Origin of the sequence: Arthrobacter sp. ZGTC212, assembly GCF_002929255.1 — a bacterium.
Lineage (GTDB): Bacteria > Actinomycetota > Actinomycetes > Actinomycetales > Micrococcaceae > Arthrobacter_B > Arthrobacter_B sunyaminii.
Genome location: NZ_PJIJ01000001.1, coordinates 1,085,298 through 1,102,980 on the forward strand (window position 1 = coordinate 1,085,298; position 17,683 = coordinate 1,102,980).

Consider the following 17,683-nt stretch of genomic DNA (forward strand, 5'->3'; position numbering starts at 1 on the left):
ATCAGGCGCTGGCCACGGACTGAACCGCGTCACCGGAAACAATGTCGGCCGCATGCCCAAGCCGCTTGGACATCACTTCAATGGCCTGGGGATTGGCATCCACACAGACAAACTTCCGGTTCAGTTTGGCGGCTACCGCGCCCAGCGTGCCGGAACCGGCAAAGAAGTCCAGGACCCAGTCGCCCTCACGGCTGCTGGCGGCCACGGTGCGACGCAGCAAACCCTCGGGCTTTTGGGTGGGGTACCCGGTTTTTTCCTTGCCGGTGGGGGACACGATGGTGTGCCACCAGACGTCGGTGGGCAGCTTGCCCAGCGCCACCTTTTCGGGAGTGACCAAACCCGGCGCCATGTACGGCTCGCGGTCCACCTCGGCATTGTCGAAGTGGTACGCCGCGGGATTCTTGACGTACACGAGGATGTTGTCGTGTTTGGCCGGCCAGCGGTTCTTCGCCCGTCCGCCGTAGTCATAGGCCCAGATGATCTCGTTAAGGAAGCAGTCCCTGCCGAAAAGGGCGTCCAGCATGACCTTGGCGTAATGCACCTCGCGGTAGTCCAGATGCACGTACAGGGTGCCGTCGTCGGCCAGGAGGCGCCAGGCTTCGGCCAAACGTGGTTCCAGGAACGCCCAGTAGTCCTCGAAGGCGTCGTCGTAGCTCGAAAGCAGACCCTTGACCGTGCTGTAGCTGCGGCCCTTGAACCCCACCCGGTCGCCGGTGCCGTCGGTGCTGCGGACCATGGTGGTCTGCTGCCGCCGCTGCGAGCGGCCGGTGTTGAACGGGGGATCCACGTAAATCATGGTGAAGGCGCCGTCCGGCAGGGTTGGCAGGAACACGGCATTGTCCGCGTGTACCACCAGCGACCTGCCGGACGGTGACCAAAGGGGAGTGCTCATAAAAAGGAGTGCTGCCCGGTTATTCGGCTGCGGGTGCGGAGTTGCCGACCACTTCGCCGTTGCGGCGGCGCGTACGGGTGCGGCTGCGGCGGGGCCGCTCTGCAGCAGTGTCAACGGATGCCGACGGCGCTTCGGCAGCGCGCGCCGGGGCAGCCTGCTGGTCGCCGGAACGCCGGGACTCTTCACGCTTGTCGGAGCGTCCGCGGTCGCCGCCGCTGCGGGGCCGGTCGCCGCGGGTGCCGCCCGTACGGGTCCGGTCACGGCCGCGGGAGCTGTCACGGGCGCCGTCACGGGTGGGAGCGGAACCGTTCTTCTTGCCGGTCTCGCCCAGGTCCTCGATCTTCTCGGCGTCAATACCCGCATGCGTGCGCTTGTTGCGCGGCAGCCGGCCCTTGGTGCCTTCGGGGATGTCCAGATCAGTGTAGAGATGCGGGGACGAGGAATACGTTTCCACCGGCTCGGCCTGGTCCAGGCCCAGAGCCTTGTTGATGAGGCCCCAGCGGGGGACGTCATCCCAGTCCACGAACGTCACGGCAGTGCCCTTGTTGCCGGCGCGGCCGGTGCGGCCCACGCGGTGCAGGTAGGTCTTCTCGTCTTCGGGGCACTGATAGTTGATGACGTGGGTGACGTCATCAACGTCGATGCCGCGGGCAGCCACGTCGGTGGCTACCAGTACGTCAACTTTTTCATTGCGGAAGGCGCGCATGGCCTGTTCGCGTGCGCCCTGGCCCAGGTCGCCGTGCATGGCGGCAACGGCAAAGCCGCGGTCCGCCAGTTCCTCGGACAGCTTGGCGGCCGTGCGCTTGGTCTTGGTGAAAATGATGGTGCGTCCGCGGTTCTTGGCCTGCAGGATGCGGGACACCACTTCACTCTTATCGAGGTTGTGGGCACGGTAGACAACCTGGCGGATGTCCTTCTTGGTCATGCCCTCGTCATCAGGATCCGCTGCCCGGATGTGGGTGGGCTTGGTCATGTAGCGGCGGGCCATGGCGACGACGGCGCCGGGCATGGTGGCCGAGAACAGCAGCGTCTGGCGCACTGCGGGCGTGGCGGCCATCAGGGTTTCCACATCCGGCAGGAAGCCGAGGTCCAGCATCTCGTCGGCCTCGTCGAGGACCACGATCCGGACGTTCTTCAGCGAGAGGTGCTTCTTGTTGTAAAGGTCGATCAGGCGGCCCGGGGTGCCGACCACGATTTCGACGCCGGCGGCCAGGGCCTCCGTCTGCGGCTCGTAGGCGCGGCCGCCGTAGATCGTGACGATCCGTGCACCGCGGCGCTTAGCAGCGGTGGACAGGTCGCCGGCAACCTGAACGGCGAGTTCACGGGTGGGAACCACAATGAGGGCCTGCGGGGCGCCGGGCACGGCCAGGGAGGCGTAGGCCTCGTCGTCGGGCGCAATGACACGCTGGATGGCAGGAATGCCGAATCCCAGTGTCTTTCCGGTACCGGTCTTGGCCTGGCCAATGATGTCATGGCCGCCCAGCGCCACCGGCAGGGTCATCGACTGGATCGGGAAGGGATGGGTGATCCCCGCTTCGGAGAGGGATTCCACAATGTCGGAGCGGACGCCGAAATCCGCGAAGGTCAGTTCCGGGATTACGGCCGCTGCCTGCGTAGTGGCCAGGGTTTCAGCCACGTTCAAAGCTTCATTGCTGTCATCGGCGGTGAGGTGACGGGTGTCGTCCACCTGGGAAAGTTCAGTGTTCAATTAAGTACCGTTCAGTTAGGCATCGCGGCGCCAGGCTCGACGAGTGGCTGCAAGAGTCCACACCGGAGCGGATGGCGGGCGCATGATGCGTCCAGCGGAAGCCGATCGCGGGCTAACAACTGCAGGTCCGCCGCGGTGCATCGGGCACGGGCGACGGCCAAAAATTTCAAGATCGCGTAGGTATTGCGGGTCTGGCTAAGGTCTATCAGACGACCGGGCATCCTTTTACTACCAACCAGTCTACCCGGTGGGTGCCAGCCGCCATGCATTGGCGGGGCGCGGCGCGCAGACGACTGTCCGGTGCCGGCGGTACGCTGGGGTCCATGACAAACGGGACCCGCACTGAACCAGACTCCGCCTACGGCCCGGGATCCTCAGATGACGGAGATATTTACCGCCGCTTCCTCGCGGACCTCTTCGGCGTCATGGCGTATGGAGAGCTTTCAGCGTTTGAACGAATGTCCTCCGATGCACGTTTTTCACCCACCCTGCATGACCGCACGGTCCTGGGCCGGCTGGCCGTGCGCGAATACGAACACTTTGAGTGCGTCACGGAGCACCTGGTGAAGCTGGGCCTTGATCCGGAGGCGGCCATGCGCCCCTTCCAGCCGTCAGTGGATGCCTTCCATGACCGGACCCGGCCCGCGGACTGGTTTGAGTCCCTGATGAAGTTCTACGTCACGGATGCCATTTCAGATGATTTCTATCAGTCGGTTGCCGCACGGCTGGATCCCGCCACGGCAGAACTGGTTCTTGGGCTGAAGGAAGAAGCGGAGCCCGCGGGAGAAGTCCTAGAAGCCAGGCTGCAGCAGGCACTAGCCGATGATCCCCGCCTCGCGTCCCGTCTGGCCCTGTGGGGGAGGCGGCTGGTTGGTGAAGCGCTGACCCAGGCCCAGCGCGTGGTGCTTGAGCGTGCGGTTGGAGGCGGGCACCTGCAGGGACCAGCACAGGGAGTGTATGGGGATGAGCTCAAGACTCTGTTCGCCGAACTGACCCGGAACCACTCCCGGCGGATGAGCCGGCTCGGTCTTACCGCCTGACAGCGACTCCCGCAGCCGCTGCCGCACAACAGCCGGCAGGCGCGGATGATCGACAGGCGCTCTACAACGCATGGGGGAGCATCATGAGCAGATCTGTGGCTAAACGCGGCCTTTTGCTGGCCTGCGCCGCGGCGCTCGCCGTCTCGGCCGGGGCAACGGACACCTCCGGCCTGCAGCAGCAGACGCAACCGCGCATCTCGCTGCTGGCCGGGTATCTGCAGGAAAAGAACAGCGCCGAACCGGCCGGGGGACTGCCGCAGACGGCTTGGAAAGACATCAGGGCGTTCCAGCTGCTGCGGGCAGCGGAAGGACATCCCCTGGAGCCATCCGTATCCGGCTTGTCCTGTCCTGAACCGGCCGTATGCCGCAGGCAGTTTGGCGACGAAGTGGTTTTCTGGACGGCCGGAAACGGAGCGTTGGCGCTTCACAAATCAGTGGATGCCCTCAGCAAACGAAGCGATTTTTCCTCATTGGGCAAACCGCTGACCTCCGAGTACGCCCAGGGAACCGTTTACCGTACGGATTTCGAGAACGGTTCGCTGATCCGCGTCCCGGAATTGGACCGGGTGATGACCTGGGATCCCGAAATTGCCGGTTCCGCAGTCGTCATCGGAGACTCACAGGCAGGGCCGGGCACCTGGGTGGATCAGGGGTTGGCCGAGCTGGGCTACCGGACCGTGCTCCGCGGCGCCGGAGGAACAGGCTACGTCCAGGGCAACGGCACTATTGGCAACTACTACACAGCCCTGACACGGCAGCAATGGGTCCTGCCATGGGGAACCCCAAAGCTCGTTGTCCTGGAAGGCGGAGGAAACGATGCCTCAAACGCGTCGGACACAGAGATTGCCGAAGCGGCGGAGAACATGATCCGGGAAGCCCGGCGCACTTATCCTCAGTCCCGGCTGGTCATGGTGGGCGTCATTTCCTCCGGCCTGGATTCGGCGGGCAGCAGGCGCACGGCGGTTGACACCCTGCTGGCCGGGGTGGCCCGGAGCCAGGGGGTGGAGTTCCTTAGTGTGGGGGACTGGTGGAGCCGGTTCTCGCTGGGGGAGCACCGGGAGCATGACGGCCGCCATTTCACGGAGGCGGGGCACCAGGCCGCAGGACACATCCTGGCCCGCGAGCTGGGCACCCTCCTGTCCTCCGGCTAGCCGCGGGCCGTCAGAACCGCAGCACCCTTTCCAGCTCTGCCGCATCCCGGGCTTCGCGCCCGGGACCTGTGACAACCGCAGCAATGACAGCAGCGGCCGCCCCGGCAACCGGCGGCAGGACCCAAGCAAGCCAAAAGAGGTCAGGATGGGAGCCGACACCGCCCAGCTGGAGGCCCACCCACAGGATCATGGCTGCCGCCAGCGACAAGCCCGGCAGCAGGAAAAGACCGTACCGGGTCCGGCGCCGGTCCGCGCCCCGGACGATGAAGCCGGCCGCCAGCGCGGCCAGGGCGGCAACAATCAGGCTGATCACCGTCCGGCCTGCCGGGACCTAGAGGGCGCCGAAGCCGACGCGGCGAACCTCTTCGGCGCCGATTTCCACATAGCCGATGACGCCGGCGGGAACCATGATGAGCCTGCCCTTGTCATCCTTCAGGCGCAGTTCCTTCTGGTTGCTCAGGGCTTCGGCCACGACGTCAGCAACGGCGTCGGCGTTCTGGCTCGATTCAAAGACAATTTCGCGGCCAACATTCTGAATGCCGATTTTTACTTCCACCGTGGTGCCTCCTGTATTAATGAAACATATCCGCTTCGAAATCTACTCTAAATCTCCTTGGGGAACCGACTGATTCCGCGCCAAGCTAAACGGTAGATAAGCTCGGACGCCGCGTCGATGTCCAAGTCCCCATCTGTCTCCAGCCAGTAACGGGCACTGACCTGGGCCATTCCGGCCAGAGCCCGGCCCAGCAGCGTGGCCTCCACAGGTGAAAGCTTGGTGTCCTCGGCGATGACGCCGGCAATATTGGACGCGAACCGGGCGTTGAATTCCTCGATGCGTGAGCTGACTTCCGCGTCATTGGTCATGTCGGATTCAAAAACCAGCCGGTGGCCCTGGCTGTCCTGCGCCACGAAGCGGAAATAGGCGCGCATCGTTTCCCGGACGCGCAGCTTGTTGTCGCTGGTGGAGTTCAGGGCACTGGTGAGAAATTCTGTCAGGGTGCCCAGATGGTCCTCGAGCAGCGCGAGATAGAGCTCCCGCTTGCCCGGAAAATGCTGATAGAGAACGGGTTTGCTGACCTGGGCCGCTTCGGCAATGTCATCCATGGCCGCTCCGTGGAAACCGTTGCTGACAAAAACTTCCTGCGCGGCGTTCAGCAGTTGGCGCCGCCGTTCCTCCCGGGGGAGCCGGGTCGGCTTGCCTGTTTGCTGGTTGCTCACGTGTACGGACCTCTCAACGGCACCGGGCCAAGGTGCCCGGTCAACGGCCTTCAGTTTACCCGCGGGTAATACATCCGGCAGGTTCCGCAGCACGTTTGGGTACTAGATTGGGATCCATGATTGAGCCAAACGCCGCACTGCCGCCGCTGGTTGAGCCTGCGGCAGCGCTGACCCACGAGGAAACCCGGCGCTATTCCCGGCACCTGATTATTCCCGAATTCGGGATGGTTGCCCAGCAGCGGCTGAAGAACGCCCGTGTCCTGGTCATCGGGGCAGGCGGCTTGGGCTCCCCGGCCCTGCTGTACCTTGCCGCCGCCGGCGTGGGAACGCTGGGAATCGTTGACGACGACACTGTGGATGAGTCCAACCTGCAGCGCCAGGTCATTCACGGTGTGTCGGATATCGGCAGCTCCAAAGCCGAGTCTGCGCGGCGGAGCATCCACGAGCTGAACCCCCTGGTTACGGTCCAACTGCACCCGGTCCGCCTGGATGCGGCCAATGTGCTGGAGATCTTTGCCGGATATGACCTGATCCTGGACGGCACCGACAACTTTGCCACCCGTTACCTCGTCAATGACGCTGCGGAAATCCTGGGCAAGCCGTATGTCTGGGGATCAATCCTCCGGTTCGACGGCCAGGTCAGCGTGTTCTGGGGGCAGCACGGACCGACGTACCGCGACCTTTATCCGCAGGCACCGCCGGCCGGCTCGGTTCCCTCCTGCGCAGAAGGCGGAGTTCTGGGAGTGCTGTGCGCGCAGATCGGGTCCGTCATGGTCAACGAGGCCGTGAAATTGATTACCGGTACCGGTGTGACGCTTCTGGGACGGGTCCTGGTGCTCAATGCGCTGGACATGTCCTGGCGGGAGATCCGGGTGCGCAAGGATCCGGCTGCTGAACAGGTCACCGAACTGGAGGAGGATTATGAGGCCTTTTGCGGATTGCCGGTCCGTGCCGGCGTGGAAGGGGACCAGGAACCGGCCGTCGATGTCCGCGAACTGCAGCGGCTGCTGGCCGCCCGCGCGGCAGGGGAGCGAGATTTTGATCTGATCGATGTTCGGGAGCCCGGCGAACACGCCATTGTCAGTATTGACGGCGCTCAGCTGATGCCCCGTGCCGGCATCCTGTCGGGGGAGAGCCTGCCGGCGCGCGGCAGGGAGCTCTATGTGCACTGCAAGTCCGGGGGACGGTCAGCGGAAGTGGCCGCTTTCCTCAGGGCCCAGGGTTATGACCGGGTGTTCAACGTGGACGGCGGCATCCTGGCATGGGTGCGGGAGATCGAACCGGCCAAGGTCCTGTACTGAGTTTCACTGCTTAGGAGACGGGTTTTACTGCTCAGGCGGAGGCTGCAGTGTCAGCGCCGTCTTCGGAATTGTCCGCTTCGGTACTGCCGTGATGGGCGGGGCCGTGCGGGGCGGACGGGCGCCGGCGTTCCACCGGCTGATCCAGGGTGATGCCGAACAGGGCTTCGAGACCCTTGATGTAATCATCCTGCTGGCCGCTGGCGGCAAGCTCGCGCGCCCGCACAGTGGGAACATGCAGGAGCTGCTTGACCATGCGGCGCATGGCGAACTCCACTTCCTCCGCAGCTCCGGTGCAGCCGTGCTGGGCACGAACCTTTTCGAGCTCGGAGTCAAGGACGTTGAGGGTGTGCCGGCGCAGGGCCACAATGGCGGAGTCCATTTGACGGCTCAGCTGGAGTTCAGAGAACGCCTTGGCGGCGTCGGCCACGATGCTGCTGGCCTGCTTCAATGACTCGACCTGCTCTGCCGGAGCCGCCAGACGCACCGATTCCAAGGTGATCAGCTCCACGCCGTCCACCTCGCGGACGTCCGGATCAAAGTCATGGGTCAGGGCCAGGTCGATGATGATCAGCGGCTTGTTGCTGGACTTGCGAACACGCCTGATGTCCCCGGCGCTGACCTGGCTTTCGCTCCCGCTGCAGCCAATGACCACGTCCGCCGCAGCCAGGGCATCCGGCAGCGACTCGCGGGTCAGCGGTGTTCCGCCGCGCGATGCAGTGAATGACTCGGCCCGTCCGGACGAGGAATACACGCTGATGCGGGTGCAGCCGCGTTCCTTGAGCAGCGCCATGGTGGCTCCGGCATAGGCGCCGGTGCCGAAGACAACAACGTCCTTGGCGGACCAGTCCGTGTCCATTGAGAGATCCGTGGCCAGTTCCAGCGCCACGGAGACAATGGAAAGCCCTCGTTTACCGAGGGCTGTCAGTGCTCCAACATCTTTGGCTGTCCGGGAGGCTGTCTGGAAAAGGCGGGTTAGTCCTCCGCTGGCCGTGCCCTTTTCCTGCGCTTCGATCAGGGCCCGGCGAACCTGCCCCGCAATTTCGCGCTCGCCCACGACGGCCGAATCCAGGCCCGCGCCGACGGCGAACAGGTGCTTGGCCACGGATTCGCCGGTATTGGTGTCCAGGGACCGGGAGACCAGGTCCTTGGACAGGCCGGAGTGCCGGCTGATTTCTGCGACGACGGCGGAACGGGCTGCTTCAATGTCCGCCTCCGACTTGGCTTCGCAGTAAACCTCGAACCGGTTGCAGGTGGCCAGGACCACGGATCCGGTCACCGCCGATCCGGTTTCGAGCAGGGAGGAGGAGACCTGGGAGGCGCCGGCGCTGAGGCGGGCAACGGTTTCCAAGTCAACATCGGAGTGCGTCGCAATTAAGGAAAGTAGAACCACAGTGCCTCAATAGTAGCCACCGTCTCTGTGCGAACCCCAATAGGGCGGCCTTACCTGAACCGTTTCGGCATGTGTTTCCCCTCACCTGTCCGGCCGATGCGGTGCATCAGGGCGGCCCGGTTATCCATCGGGGAGGATTTTGGAGAGAATCAGGGTATGACTCTTAGCGCCTCTCATCCGCTCATGGATGGCCGCACGGCCGACTCCCCCCTGATTACCGCCTACCGGGGTGGAACTCCCTCCCGCCGGCCGGTCTGGTTCATGCGCCAGGCCGGAAGGTCGCTTCCGGAATACCGCAAGCTGCGGGAGGGAATTGCGATGCTGGATTCCTGCCTGGACCCCGCGCTGGCCTCCGAAATTACGCTGCAGCCCGTCCGCCGGCATGACGTTGACGCCGGCATCTTCTTCTCTGACATCGTCATCCCGCTCAAGCTTGCCGGTGTCGACGTCGACATCGTTCCCGGCGTCGGACCCGTCCTGGGCACACCGGTGCGCACCGCGGCGGATGTTGCCGCACTGCCGGTCCTGACCGAAGAGGCACTGGAGCCGATCCGCGAAGCAGTCCGCCTCACAGTGGCGGAACTCGGCAAGACTCCGCTGATCGGTTTCGCCGGCGCCCCCTTTACGCTGGCCGCCTACATGGTGGAGGGCAAGCCTTCCCGTGACCACCTGGGCCCGCGGACCATGATGCATGCTGATCCGGACGCCTGGCGTGCACTCACGGAGTGGGCCGCGGATGCCTCGGGAATGTTCCTGCGCGCCCAGCTCGAAGCAGGTGCAAGCGCCGGGCAGCTCTTTGACTCCTGGGCCGGTTCACTTGGACTCGCCGACTACACCCGCCATGTGGCGCCGGCATCGACCCGCGCCTTGGATCATGTCCGGGATCTTGGTGCGCCCCTGGTGCATTTCGGCACCGGCACCTCCGAGCTGCTGGGCGCCATGCGCGATGTTGGCGTCGATGTGGTGGGAGTGGACTACCGGTTGCCGCTGGACGAGGCCAACCGCCGGCTCGGCGGAGCGACGCCCCTGCAGGGAAACATTGACCCCGCCCTGCTGAATGCCCCGTGGCCGGTGCTGGAAGCGCATGTGCGCGAGGTCCTGGCCGCCGGAGCCGCCGCGCCGGGCCACGTGGTGAACCTGGGACACGGCGTGCCCCCCGAAACGGACCCGGACGTCCTGACGCGGGTGGTACAGCTCATCCATTCGGTGGAGCCGTAACCATGCCGCACCGTCCGGTTCTTCCTCATTTGCCCGCTGCCCTGTCCCATTTCCCGACCGCACGGAAAGCCGTTCCCGACGCTGTTCCGGAAGCGCCCGGACCTGCCCCGAGAACTGCAGTGGTGGTGGGCGGCGGCATCTCCGGCCTGATCGCCGCCCGGGACCTGGCCCGCAGCGGCATATCCGTAACCCTGCTGGAGGCGGGAACCGAGCTTGGCGGCTGTGTTGGCGCGCATTCCGTTGCGGGATTGACCCTGGACAGCGGCGCCGAATCCTTCGCTACGCGGTCCCGTGCCGTGCCCGAGCTGATTGAGGAACTGGGGCTGGGCGACGCCGTCGTCCAGCCCAACCGGGACGGCGCCTGGCTGCAGTTGGCCGGCGAGGACACCGCTGCGGCCGCCCAGCGGATGCCGCAGAGCGGTCTGCTCGGTATTCCCGCGGATCCGCGCGCACCCGAAATTGTCCAGGCCATCGGACGCACGGGTTCCGCGAGGGCGGCACTGGACAAGGTGCTGCCCGTGGGTAGCCTGGCCCGCCGGGAAACTGTGAGCCTGGGCGAAGTGGTCCGCGCCCGCATGGGCGACGCGGTGCTGCGCCGCCTCGTTGCGCCTGTGGTGGGCGGCGTGTACTCCTCGGATCCGGATGTGCTGGACGTGGACTCAGTGGCTCCGGGACTCCGCACCGCCCTCGCCAAGCACGGGTCCCTGGCCGGGGCGGTGGCTTCCATGCGGGCGTCAGCACCTGCCGGATCCGCCGTCGCCGGGCTGGCCGGAGGTATGGGAATGCTCACCCGTGCCCTGGAGAAGGACCTGCTTGCGCTGGGTGTAAATGTCCGCACCGGAGCGGCCGTCACGGCCGTGGGGCACAGCGGCAGCGGCTGGACGGTCTCGGTCGCCGGAGACCAGGCGCCCGAGGCGGAAACAATCGCCGCAGACAGTTTGGTTATGGCAACGGACGGCCCCTGCGCTGCGGACCTGCTGGCAGGCACCGTTCCGGAACTGGCAGCCGCCCGCCCGGGCCCCGGGCCCGGCGTCGCCCTCGTCACCCTCGTAGTGGACCAGCCGGACCTGGATGCCCACCCGCGCGGCACCGGAGTGCTCGTTGCGGCGGACGTTGATGCCGTTGACGCCAAGGCCCTGACTCACGCCACTGCAAAATGGCAGTGGCTTGCCGACTCCACCGGACCGGGAACGCACGTGCTGCGGCTCTCCTACGGGCGGGCCCTGAGCGCAGCCGATGCCGCTGCCGCAGCACGGCCAAGTCCGGTGGAGCGCGACGACGAGGATCTTTTTGCCCAGGCCCTGGCCGACGCCTCGGTGCTCCTCCAGGTTCCGCTGGGGGTGGACGACGTGGTGGGCTGGGACGTGGTGCGGTGGGTCGGCGCCCTGCCTTCCGCCGCCGTCGGGCACCGCGACCGGGTCGCGGCGGTCCGCGCCGCCGTGGAGAAGGTTGCCGGGCTGGAAGTGGTGGGGGCCTGGCTGGCCGGCACCGGTCTGGCCGCCGTCACGGCCGATACGCGCACCCGGATTGCCGGACTGGTGGACCAACTGGACCGGCAGTGATCTTGACCACTTTCTACAAGAAGTAGAAGTGGAGTATTTCGCCTAAGCCTGCCCGGAAGGGCAGACTGTTAATCATGAGTGAGCCCATGGGTCAGAGCACCGCAGAAACAGCCGCCACCGAAGAACAGTTCTTTACCCTCTGGACCGTTTTCAAGCGGTCCGCGACGGGTGGGGCATCAGGTGCAGCTGCCGATTCCGAGGAAAACGTCAAAGCCTTCGAGGCATTGACCGAGAAACTGTCAGAGCGCCATGTCACCCTTCGCGGGCTGTATGACGTCTCTGCCATGCGGGCCGACGCCGACGTCATGGTGTGGCTGCACGGCGGCCGCGCCGAAGACCTGCAGTCAGCCGTCCGCGACATCCGCCGCTCCGGCCTCTTCGCCGGAACCGAAATTGCCTGGTCTGCCATGGGTGTGCACCGCGATGCGGAGTTCTCCAAGAATCACTGGCCGTCCTACGCCCGGGGCATTGATCCCGAAGCCTGGATCTGTGTCTACCCGTTTGTCCGCTCGTACGAGTGGTACCTGCTGCCGGCCGAGGAACGCGGCAAGATGCTGCGCGACCACGGCATGCTGGGACGCGAATTCCCGCAGGTCCTGGCCAACACTGTTGCCTCCTTTGCCCTCGGTGACTGGGAATGGATCCTGGGGCTGGAAGCTCCCAACCTGGTTGACCTGGTGGACATGATGCGTCACCTGCGCTCCACCGAAGCCCGTAACCACGTCCGCGAAGAAATCCCCTTCTACACCGGCCGGCGCATCGACGCCGCGGAAGTTGCCGAGGTACTGAAATGACATCTGAGCCCTCCAGCGAGTCCGCAGCATTCAACCCGCTTGACGGCGTTGACGAGAACGGACGCATGGCCCCCAAGCACTACGACGCGATCCTGCTGGCCTCCTTTGGCGGCCCCGAAGGACAGGAAGACGTCATTCCGTTCCTGCGGAACGTCACCCGCGGCCGGGGGATCCCGGACGAGCGGTTGGAGGAAGTGGCCACCCACTACCGCGCCAACGGCGGCATCAGCCCCATCAATGAGCAGAACCGTGCGCTGAAGGCAGCCCTCGAGGCTGAGCTGAAGCGCCGCGGCATCGACACCCCGGTGCTGTGGGGAAACCGCAACTGGGCCCCCTACATCAAGGACGTGCTGCAGGAAGCGTATGACACCGGCTACCGCCGCCTGCTGATGGTCACCACCAGCGTGTACTCCTCCTACTCCAGCTGCCGCCAGTACCGCGAGGACCTGGGCATGAACCTGCTGGCGACCGGGTTGGATAAAAAGCTGCAGGTGGACAAAGTCCGCCAGTACTTCGACCACCCCGGGTTTGTGGAGCCGTTTGTCGAGGGCGTCCGCGATTCCCTCGCCCAGGTCCGCGAACAGCTGGCCGCCGAGGGCAAGACGGACGGGAAGATTGAAATCCTGTTCTCCACGCACTCCATCCCCACTGCCGACGCCGAAGCGTCCGGCCCGCGCGACCGCGAGTTCGAGGAAGGCAGCGCCTACGTGGCGCAGCACCTCGCCAACGCCCGCGCCATCATCGACCGCATCCCGGAAGCCGCCGGGCTCGACTGGCAGCTTGTCTACCAGTCCCGTTCCGGATCCCCGCACACGCCGTGGCTGGAACCGGACATCAACGACGCCATTGCGGAACTGCCCGCCAAGGGCGTCCAGGGCGTCGTCATTGTGCCGCTGGGCTTTGTCAGCGACCACATGGAAGTCCTCTGGGACCTGGACACCGAAGCCATGGACACCTGCAAAGAACTGGGCCTGGCAGCCCACCGCACGCCCACCCCGGGCATCCACGACACCTTCGTCGCAGGACTGGTGGATCTGCTCTGCGAGCGCACCGTCGAGAACAACATTGCCGACCGTCCCGCCGTGACTCCGCTGGGCCCCTGGTACGACGTCTGCCGCCCCGGCTGCTGCGCGAACCTGCGCGGCGAAAAGCCGACGATCGCAGGCGCCGATTCCACGGTGGGTGTGCAGTAGTGGCGCATTCGCCCGTCCTGATCGGCACCCGGGGCAGCGCCCTGGCCGTCACCCAGACCACCACAGTGGCCAACGCGCTCTCCGAACTGGGCGGTTTCGACGTCGAACTGGTCCGGGTGCGGACCGAAGGGGACATCAACCGGGCCGCCCTGTCCCAGATTGGCGGCACCGGTGTCTTCGTGGCCGCACTGCGGGACTCGCTGCTGCGCGGAGACTGCGACGTAGCCGTCCACTCCCTCAAGGACCTGCCCACCGGAGCAGCGGACGGCCTGACCATCGGGGCCATCCCGGGCCGGGTGGACGTCCGTGACGCGCTTTGCGCCCGCGACGGCCTGACCCTGGCGCAGTTGCCGGAAGGCGCCCGCGTGGGCACCGGCTCTCCGCGCCGGGCCGCACAGCTGCGTGCCGCCCGTCCGGACCTGGAGGTAGTGGATATCCGCGGCAACGTGGACACCCGCCTGGGCCGTGTAGCCGGCCTGGTGGAAGGCGCTCCCGGCGACCTTGACGCCGTCGTGCTGGCGGCCGCAGGTTTGGCGCGCCTGGGCCGGCTGGAGATGGTCTCGGAATTCCTGGACCCCTCCGTCATGCTGCCCGCTCCCGGCCAGGGTGCCCTGGCAGTGGAGTGCCGGACCGCTGACGCCGCCGAAGGACCGCTGAGCCGGGCACTGGCTGCCTATGACAACAACGCCGCCCGCCTGACGGTCACTGCGGAACGCGCGCTGCTGAACCGGCTGGAAGCCGGCTGCACCGCACCCATTGGTGCCTTGGCCACCGTGACTGAGGTTCGCCTGCATCTGGAGGCCGTGGTCTGCAGCGACGACGGTGCCAAGGTGATGCGGCGTTCCGCGGCTACGGCGGAGCTGGACGAAGACGGCGCCCGTGCCCTGGGCGTCCGCCTGGCAGAAGATCTGCTTGCCGCCGGTGCCGCGTCCCTGACGGACCTGGCGGTCAGCTAATGCTGCCTTCCGGAAACAGCTGAGATGAGCGGGGCTAAACTCCGGGAACTGGCGGGGCTGAACGTGGTCCTGCTGCGCAGCCCGGACCGGGCCGCGGCAATGACCGCCGAACTGGAATCCCGCGGTGCTGCCGTGGCGCTCCTGCCGCTGATTGATTTCCAGTTTCCCGCTGACACCAGTGAGTTGGACTCGGCGCTCGTGTCCCTGCGCTCCGGACGGTTTGCCTGGGTGATCTTCACCAGCGTGACCACCGTGCGCGCCATGGTGCGCCGCTGCGCCGCCCTGGGGGTGGCGGCGGCATCCGCCGTGCCTGCCGGAACCCGGATCGCCGCCGTCGGTACCGGAACCCGCAGGGCGCTGGAGGACACCGGTCTGGCCGTGGACCTGATGCCCGAGGGGGATCATTCCGCCCGCGGGCTGGCTGAAACCTGGCCGCACCCTCAGGATTCGGATCCTGAGGGCGGGGCACTGCGCATCCTGCTGCCGCAGGCGGACCTGGCCGATCCGGCGCTCCGCGACAACCTCACATCGCTGGGCTGGGACGTCCGCGCCGTCACGGCCTACTGCACCGTGGACTATCCCGCCCCGGGCGTCCGCTTTACGCCCGCAGCCGACACCGGCGCTGACGGAACGGCTCCGCTGATCACCGCCCAGGACTTCCTCGGCGCCGCACCGGCCGGTCCGCGCGCCGTCGTGCTGACCTCGCCCAGCATCGTTCGCCGCTTCCTGCGGTTGTGCGCACCCGTTCCGCGGGGCACACTGCTGGTTGCCATTGGAGACAGCACGGCTGCCCAAATGGTTGAGCTGGGCTGCCCGCCCGATGCTGTGGCAAACCAACCCACGCCCGAGGGAATAGCGCAGGCCCTCGTTATTGCTACGTCTACGGGTCCTACAAACTAGTTCCCCGTCATTACCGGAAGGCAGATTTATCCATGAGCTTCCCCCAGCACCGTCCCCGCCGGCTGCGCACCACACCTGCCATGAGGCGGCTGACCGCCGAATACCGGCTGGATCCGGCCGAACTGATCCTCCCCGCCTTTGTCCGCGAGGGCATCACCGAGCCCAATCCGCTCACCTCTATGCCCGGCGTCGTCCAGCACACCATGGATTCCCTGAAGAAGGCCGCCGCGGAAGCGGTTGAGCTGGGGGTGGGCGGCATCATGCTCTTCGGCATCCCCGCCGAGCGCGACGCCGTCGGCAGCGCCGGGACCGATCCGAACGGTATCCTCAACCGCGGCATAGCCGCCGTCCGCGAGGAAGTGGGCGATGACCTCGTCATCATGAGCGACGTCTGCCTGGACGAATTCACCGACCACGGGCACTGCGGCGTCCTGGACGAAAACGGCGTCGTGGACAATGACAGCACCCTGGAAATCTACGGCCGGATGGCTGTGGAGCAGGCCCGCGCCGGCGCCCACGTACTGGGCCCGTCCGGCATGATGGACGGGCAGATCGCCGTGATCCGCCATGCACTGGACACCGCCGGCTATCAGGACGTGTCCCTGTTCGCCTACGCCGCGAAGTATGCCTCGGCGTTCTACGGCCCCTTCCGCGAAGCCGTTGATTCCCAGCTCAAGGGCGACCGCAGGACCTACCAAATGGAGGCGGCCAACCGCCGCGAAGCCCTGCTGGAGGTTGAGCTGGACCTTGAAGAAGGTGCGGACATGGTCATGGTCAAGCCGGCCATGAGCTACCTCGACGTGCTGGCCGACGTGGCCGCCATGTCTCCGGTCCCGGTGGGCGCTTACCAGATCTCCGGCGAGTACGCGATGATTGAAGCTGCCGCCGCCAACGGCTGGATTGACCGCCGCCGGGCCATCGAAGAGTCCGTGCTGGGCATCAAGCGGGCCGGCGCAAACATGATTCTCACCTACTGGGCCACCGAGCTGGCGGCCTGGCTGAAGGAAAGCAAGTAATGTCCTCACCTGTCTCACCGTCGTCCAACGAAGAACTCTTTGACCGTGCCCGGGCCCTGATGCCCGGCGGCGTGAACTCCCCGGTCCGGGCCTTCGGCTCCGTGGGCGGCACGCCCAAGTTCATGGTCTCCGCCAAGGGCCCGTACATCACGGACTCCGAGGGCCGCGAGTATGTGGACCTCGTCTGCTCGTGGGGGCCCGCCCTGGTGGGCCACTCCCACCCGGACGTGCTGGCCGCCGTGCACGCCGCCGTCGACAACGGACTGTCCTTCGGTGCGTCCACCCCCGCCGAAGCCGAACTGGCGCAGCTGGTGATGGACCGGGTGCCGGGCGTGAAGCGCCTGCGCATGGTCTCCACCGGCACCGAAGCCACCATGACCGCCATCCGGCTGGCCCGCGGCTACACCGGCCGCAACCTGGTCATCAAGTTCGCCGGCTGCTACCACGGCCACCTGGACGGGCTGCTGGCCTCTGCCGGCTCCGGCCTGGCCACCCTGGCCCTGCCCGGGTCCGCCGGCGTCACCGAAGCCACCGCCGCTGAAACGCTGGTGCTGCCGTACAACGATGTGGATGCGGTCGAAAAGGCCTTCGCTGAGCACGGCGCGAACATTGCCGCCGTCATCACCGAGGCAGCGCCCGCGAACATGGGCGTGGTGACCCCGGAGCCGGGATTCAACGCCGCCCTGTCCCGCATCACCGCAGAAAACGGCGCCCTGCTGATCCTGGACGAGGTCCTCACCGGGTTCCGTACCGGACCGGCCGGCTACTGGGGCCTGACCGGCGCGAAGGAAGGCTGGACGCCGGACCTGTTCACCTTCGGCAAGGTCATTGGCGGCGGGATGCCCGTGGCCGCGCTGGGCGGCCGCGCCGACGTGATGGACTACCTGGCTCCGCTGGGCCCGGTCTACCAGGCAGGTACCCTGTCGGGTAACCCAATCGCCATGGCCGCCGGTGTCGCCACGCTGAAGGCTGCCACCGCAGAGGTCTATGCCACTGTGGATGCCCGCAGCGCCGAGCTCTCCGCCGCGGTTTCCGCTGCACTGACCGACGCCGGCGTGGACCACAGCATCCAGCGTGCCGGAAACCTGTTCAGCGTTGCCTTTGGCACCTCGGACACCGGCGTGCATAACTACGAGCAGGCCCAGGCGCAGGAGTCCTTCCGGTATAAGCCGTTCTTCCACTCGATGCTGGAGAGCGGCGTGTACCTGCCGCCGTCGGTCTTCGAGGCCTGGTTCCTGTCCGGCGCGCACGACGACGCCGCCATGGAGCGCATCTACGCTGCGCTTCCGGCGGCCGCCAAGGCTGCGGCTGACGCACAGCCGTAACGGCCCGAGCCACGAAAAA

At 66.3% G+C, this 17,683-nt stretch carries 17 protein-coding genes; 11 read left to right on the top strand and 6 right to left on the bottom strand.

Annotated features, from left to right (window positions below):
- Position 1: 1 nt before the first annotated feature.
- On the bottom strand, positions 2 to 892 hold the full coding sequence (locus tag CXQ89_RS05335) for a site-specific DNA-methyltransferase (RefSeq protein ID WP_104052609.1): 891 nt from the start codon (positions 890 to 892) through the stop codon (positions 2 to 4).
- A 19-nt stretch (positions 893 to 911) separates the two neighbouring features.
- Complete coding sequence (locus CXQ89_RS05340) at positions 912 to 2,528, bottom strand: DEAD/DEAH box helicase (RefSeq protein WP_258059926.1); 1,617 nt, start codon at positions 2,526 to 2,528, stop codon at positions 912 to 914.
- A 395-nt stretch (positions 2,529 to 2,923) separates the two neighbouring features.
- Between CXQ89_RS05340 and CXQ89_RS05345 the strand changes: the two genes are divergently transcribed.
- Positions 2,924 to 3,640 carry a ferritin-like fold-containing protein gene (locus CXQ89_RS05345; RefSeq protein ID WP_104052608.1) on the top strand — a complete coding sequence of 239 codons (717 nt, stop codon included), beginning with the start codon at positions 2,924 to 2,926 and terminating at the stop codon, positions 3,638 to 3,640.
- A gap of 83 nt (positions 3,641 to 3,723) precedes the next feature.
- Positions 3,724 to 4,791 carry an SGNH/GDSL hydrolase family protein gene (locus CXQ89_RS05350; protein ID WP_104160500.1) on the top strand — a complete coding sequence of 356 codons (1,068 nt, stop codon included), beginning with the start codon at positions 3,724 to 3,726 and terminating at the stop codon, positions 4,789 to 4,791.
- 10 nt (positions 4,792 to 4,801) lie between these two features.
- Here the strand turns inward: CXQ89_RS05350 and CXQ89_RS05355 are convergent, their stop codons facing one another.
- From CXQ89_RS05355 to CXQ89_RS05365, 3 genes are read right to left on the bottom strand one after another with little or no spacing between them, the layout of a single operon-like run.
- Positions 4,802 to 5,104, bottom strand: coding sequence for a hypothetical protein (locus CXQ89_RS05355; RefSeq protein WP_104160501.1), 303 nt, complete (start codon positions 5,102 to 5,104; stop codon positions 4,802 to 4,804).
- 18 nt (positions 5,105 to 5,122) lie between these two features.
- Positions 5,123 to 5,347, bottom strand: coding sequence for a DUF3107 domain-containing protein (locus CXQ89_RS05360; protein ID WP_104052605.1), 225 nt, complete (start codon positions 5,345 to 5,347; stop codon positions 5,123 to 5,125).
- 47 nt (positions 5,348 to 5,394) lie between these two features.
- On the bottom strand, positions 5,395 to 6,009 hold the full coding sequence (locus CXQ89_RS05365) for a TetR/AcrR family transcriptional regulator (protein WP_104052604.1): 615 nt from the start codon (positions 6,007 to 6,009) through the stop codon (positions 5,395 to 5,397).
- 116 nt (positions 6,010 to 6,125) lie between these two features.
- Here CXQ89_RS05365 and moeB point away from each other — a divergent pair, with 116 nt between their 5' ends.
- On the top strand, positions 6,126 to 7,310 hold the full coding sequence (gene moeB, locus CXQ89_RS05370; protein WP_104160502.1) for a molybdopterin-synthase adenylyltransferase MoeB: 1,185 nt from the start codon (positions 6,126 to 6,128) through the stop codon (positions 7,308 to 7,310).
- Positions 7,311 to 7,341: 31 nt separating this feature from the next.
- Here the strand turns inward: moeB and CXQ89_RS05375 are convergent, their stop codons facing one another.
- Positions 7,342 to 8,700 (bottom strand): glutamyl-tRNA reductase, encoded by a 1,359-nt coding sequence (locus tag CXQ89_RS05375; RefSeq protein ID WP_104052602.1) that lies wholly within the window; start codon positions 8,698 to 8,700, stop codon positions 7,342 to 7,344.
- 156 nt (positions 8,701 to 8,856) lie between these two features.
- Here CXQ89_RS05375 and hemE point away from each other — a divergent pair, with 156 nt between their 5' ends.
- The 8 genes from hemE (at position 8,857) to hemL (ending at position 17,664) form a co-directional block, all read left to right on the top strand.
- On the top strand, positions 8,857 to 9,918 hold the full coding sequence (gene hemE / locus CXQ89_RS05380) for a uroporphyrinogen decarboxylase (RefSeq protein WP_104052601.1): 1,062 nt from the start codon (positions 8,857 to 8,859) through the stop codon (positions 9,916 to 9,918).
- A 2-nt stretch (positions 9,919 to 9,920) separates the two neighbouring features.
- Positions 9,921 to 11,480 (top strand): protoporphyrinogen oxidase, encoded by a 1,560-nt coding sequence (hemG, locus tag CXQ89_RS05385; RefSeq protein ID WP_104160503.1) that lies wholly within the window; start codon positions 9,921 to 9,923, stop codon positions 11,478 to 11,480.
- Between the two features lie 74 nt (positions 11,481 to 11,554).
- Positions 11,555 to 12,274, top strand: coding sequence for a hydrogen peroxide-dependent heme synthase (hemQ, locus tag CXQ89_RS05390; protein WP_104052599.1), 720 nt, complete (start codon positions 11,555 to 11,557; stop codon positions 12,272 to 12,274).
- Entirely contained in the window at positions 12,271 to 13,467 is a 1,197-nt protein-coding gene (locus tag CXQ89_RS05395; RefSeq protein WP_104052598.1) for a ferrochelatase, read from the top strand. The genes hemQ and CXQ89_RS05395 overlap by 4 nt, the downstream gene beginning before the upstream one ends.
- A complete protein-coding gene (hemC, locus tag CXQ89_RS05400; RefSeq protein ID WP_104052597.1) occupies positions 13,467 to 14,423 on the top strand; it encodes a hydroxymethylbilane synthase in 957 nt (318 codons plus the stop codon). The genes CXQ89_RS05395 and hemC overlap by 1 nt, the downstream gene beginning before the upstream one ends.
- 24 nt (positions 14,424 to 14,447) lie before the next feature.
- Positions 14,448 to 15,323, top strand: a complete 876-nt coding sequence (locus CXQ89_RS05405; protein ID WP_104052596.1) for a uroporphyrinogen-III synthase — start codon at positions 14,448 to 14,450, stop codon at positions 15,321 to 15,323.
- Positions 15,324 to 15,355: 32 nt separating this feature from the next.
- Positions 15,356 to 16,339, top strand: a complete 984-nt coding sequence (gene hemB, locus CXQ89_RS05410; RefSeq protein WP_104052595.1) for a porphobilinogen synthase — start codon at positions 15,356 to 15,358, stop codon at positions 16,337 to 16,339.
- Positions 16,339 to 17,664, top strand: coding sequence for a glutamate-1-semialdehyde 2,1-aminomutase (gene hemL / locus CXQ89_RS05415; protein WP_104160504.1), 1,326 nt, complete (start codon positions 16,339 to 16,341; stop codon positions 17,662 to 17,664). The genes hemB and hemL overlap by 1 nt, the downstream gene beginning before the upstream one ends.
- Positions 17,665 to 17,683: the final 19 nt, after the last annotated feature.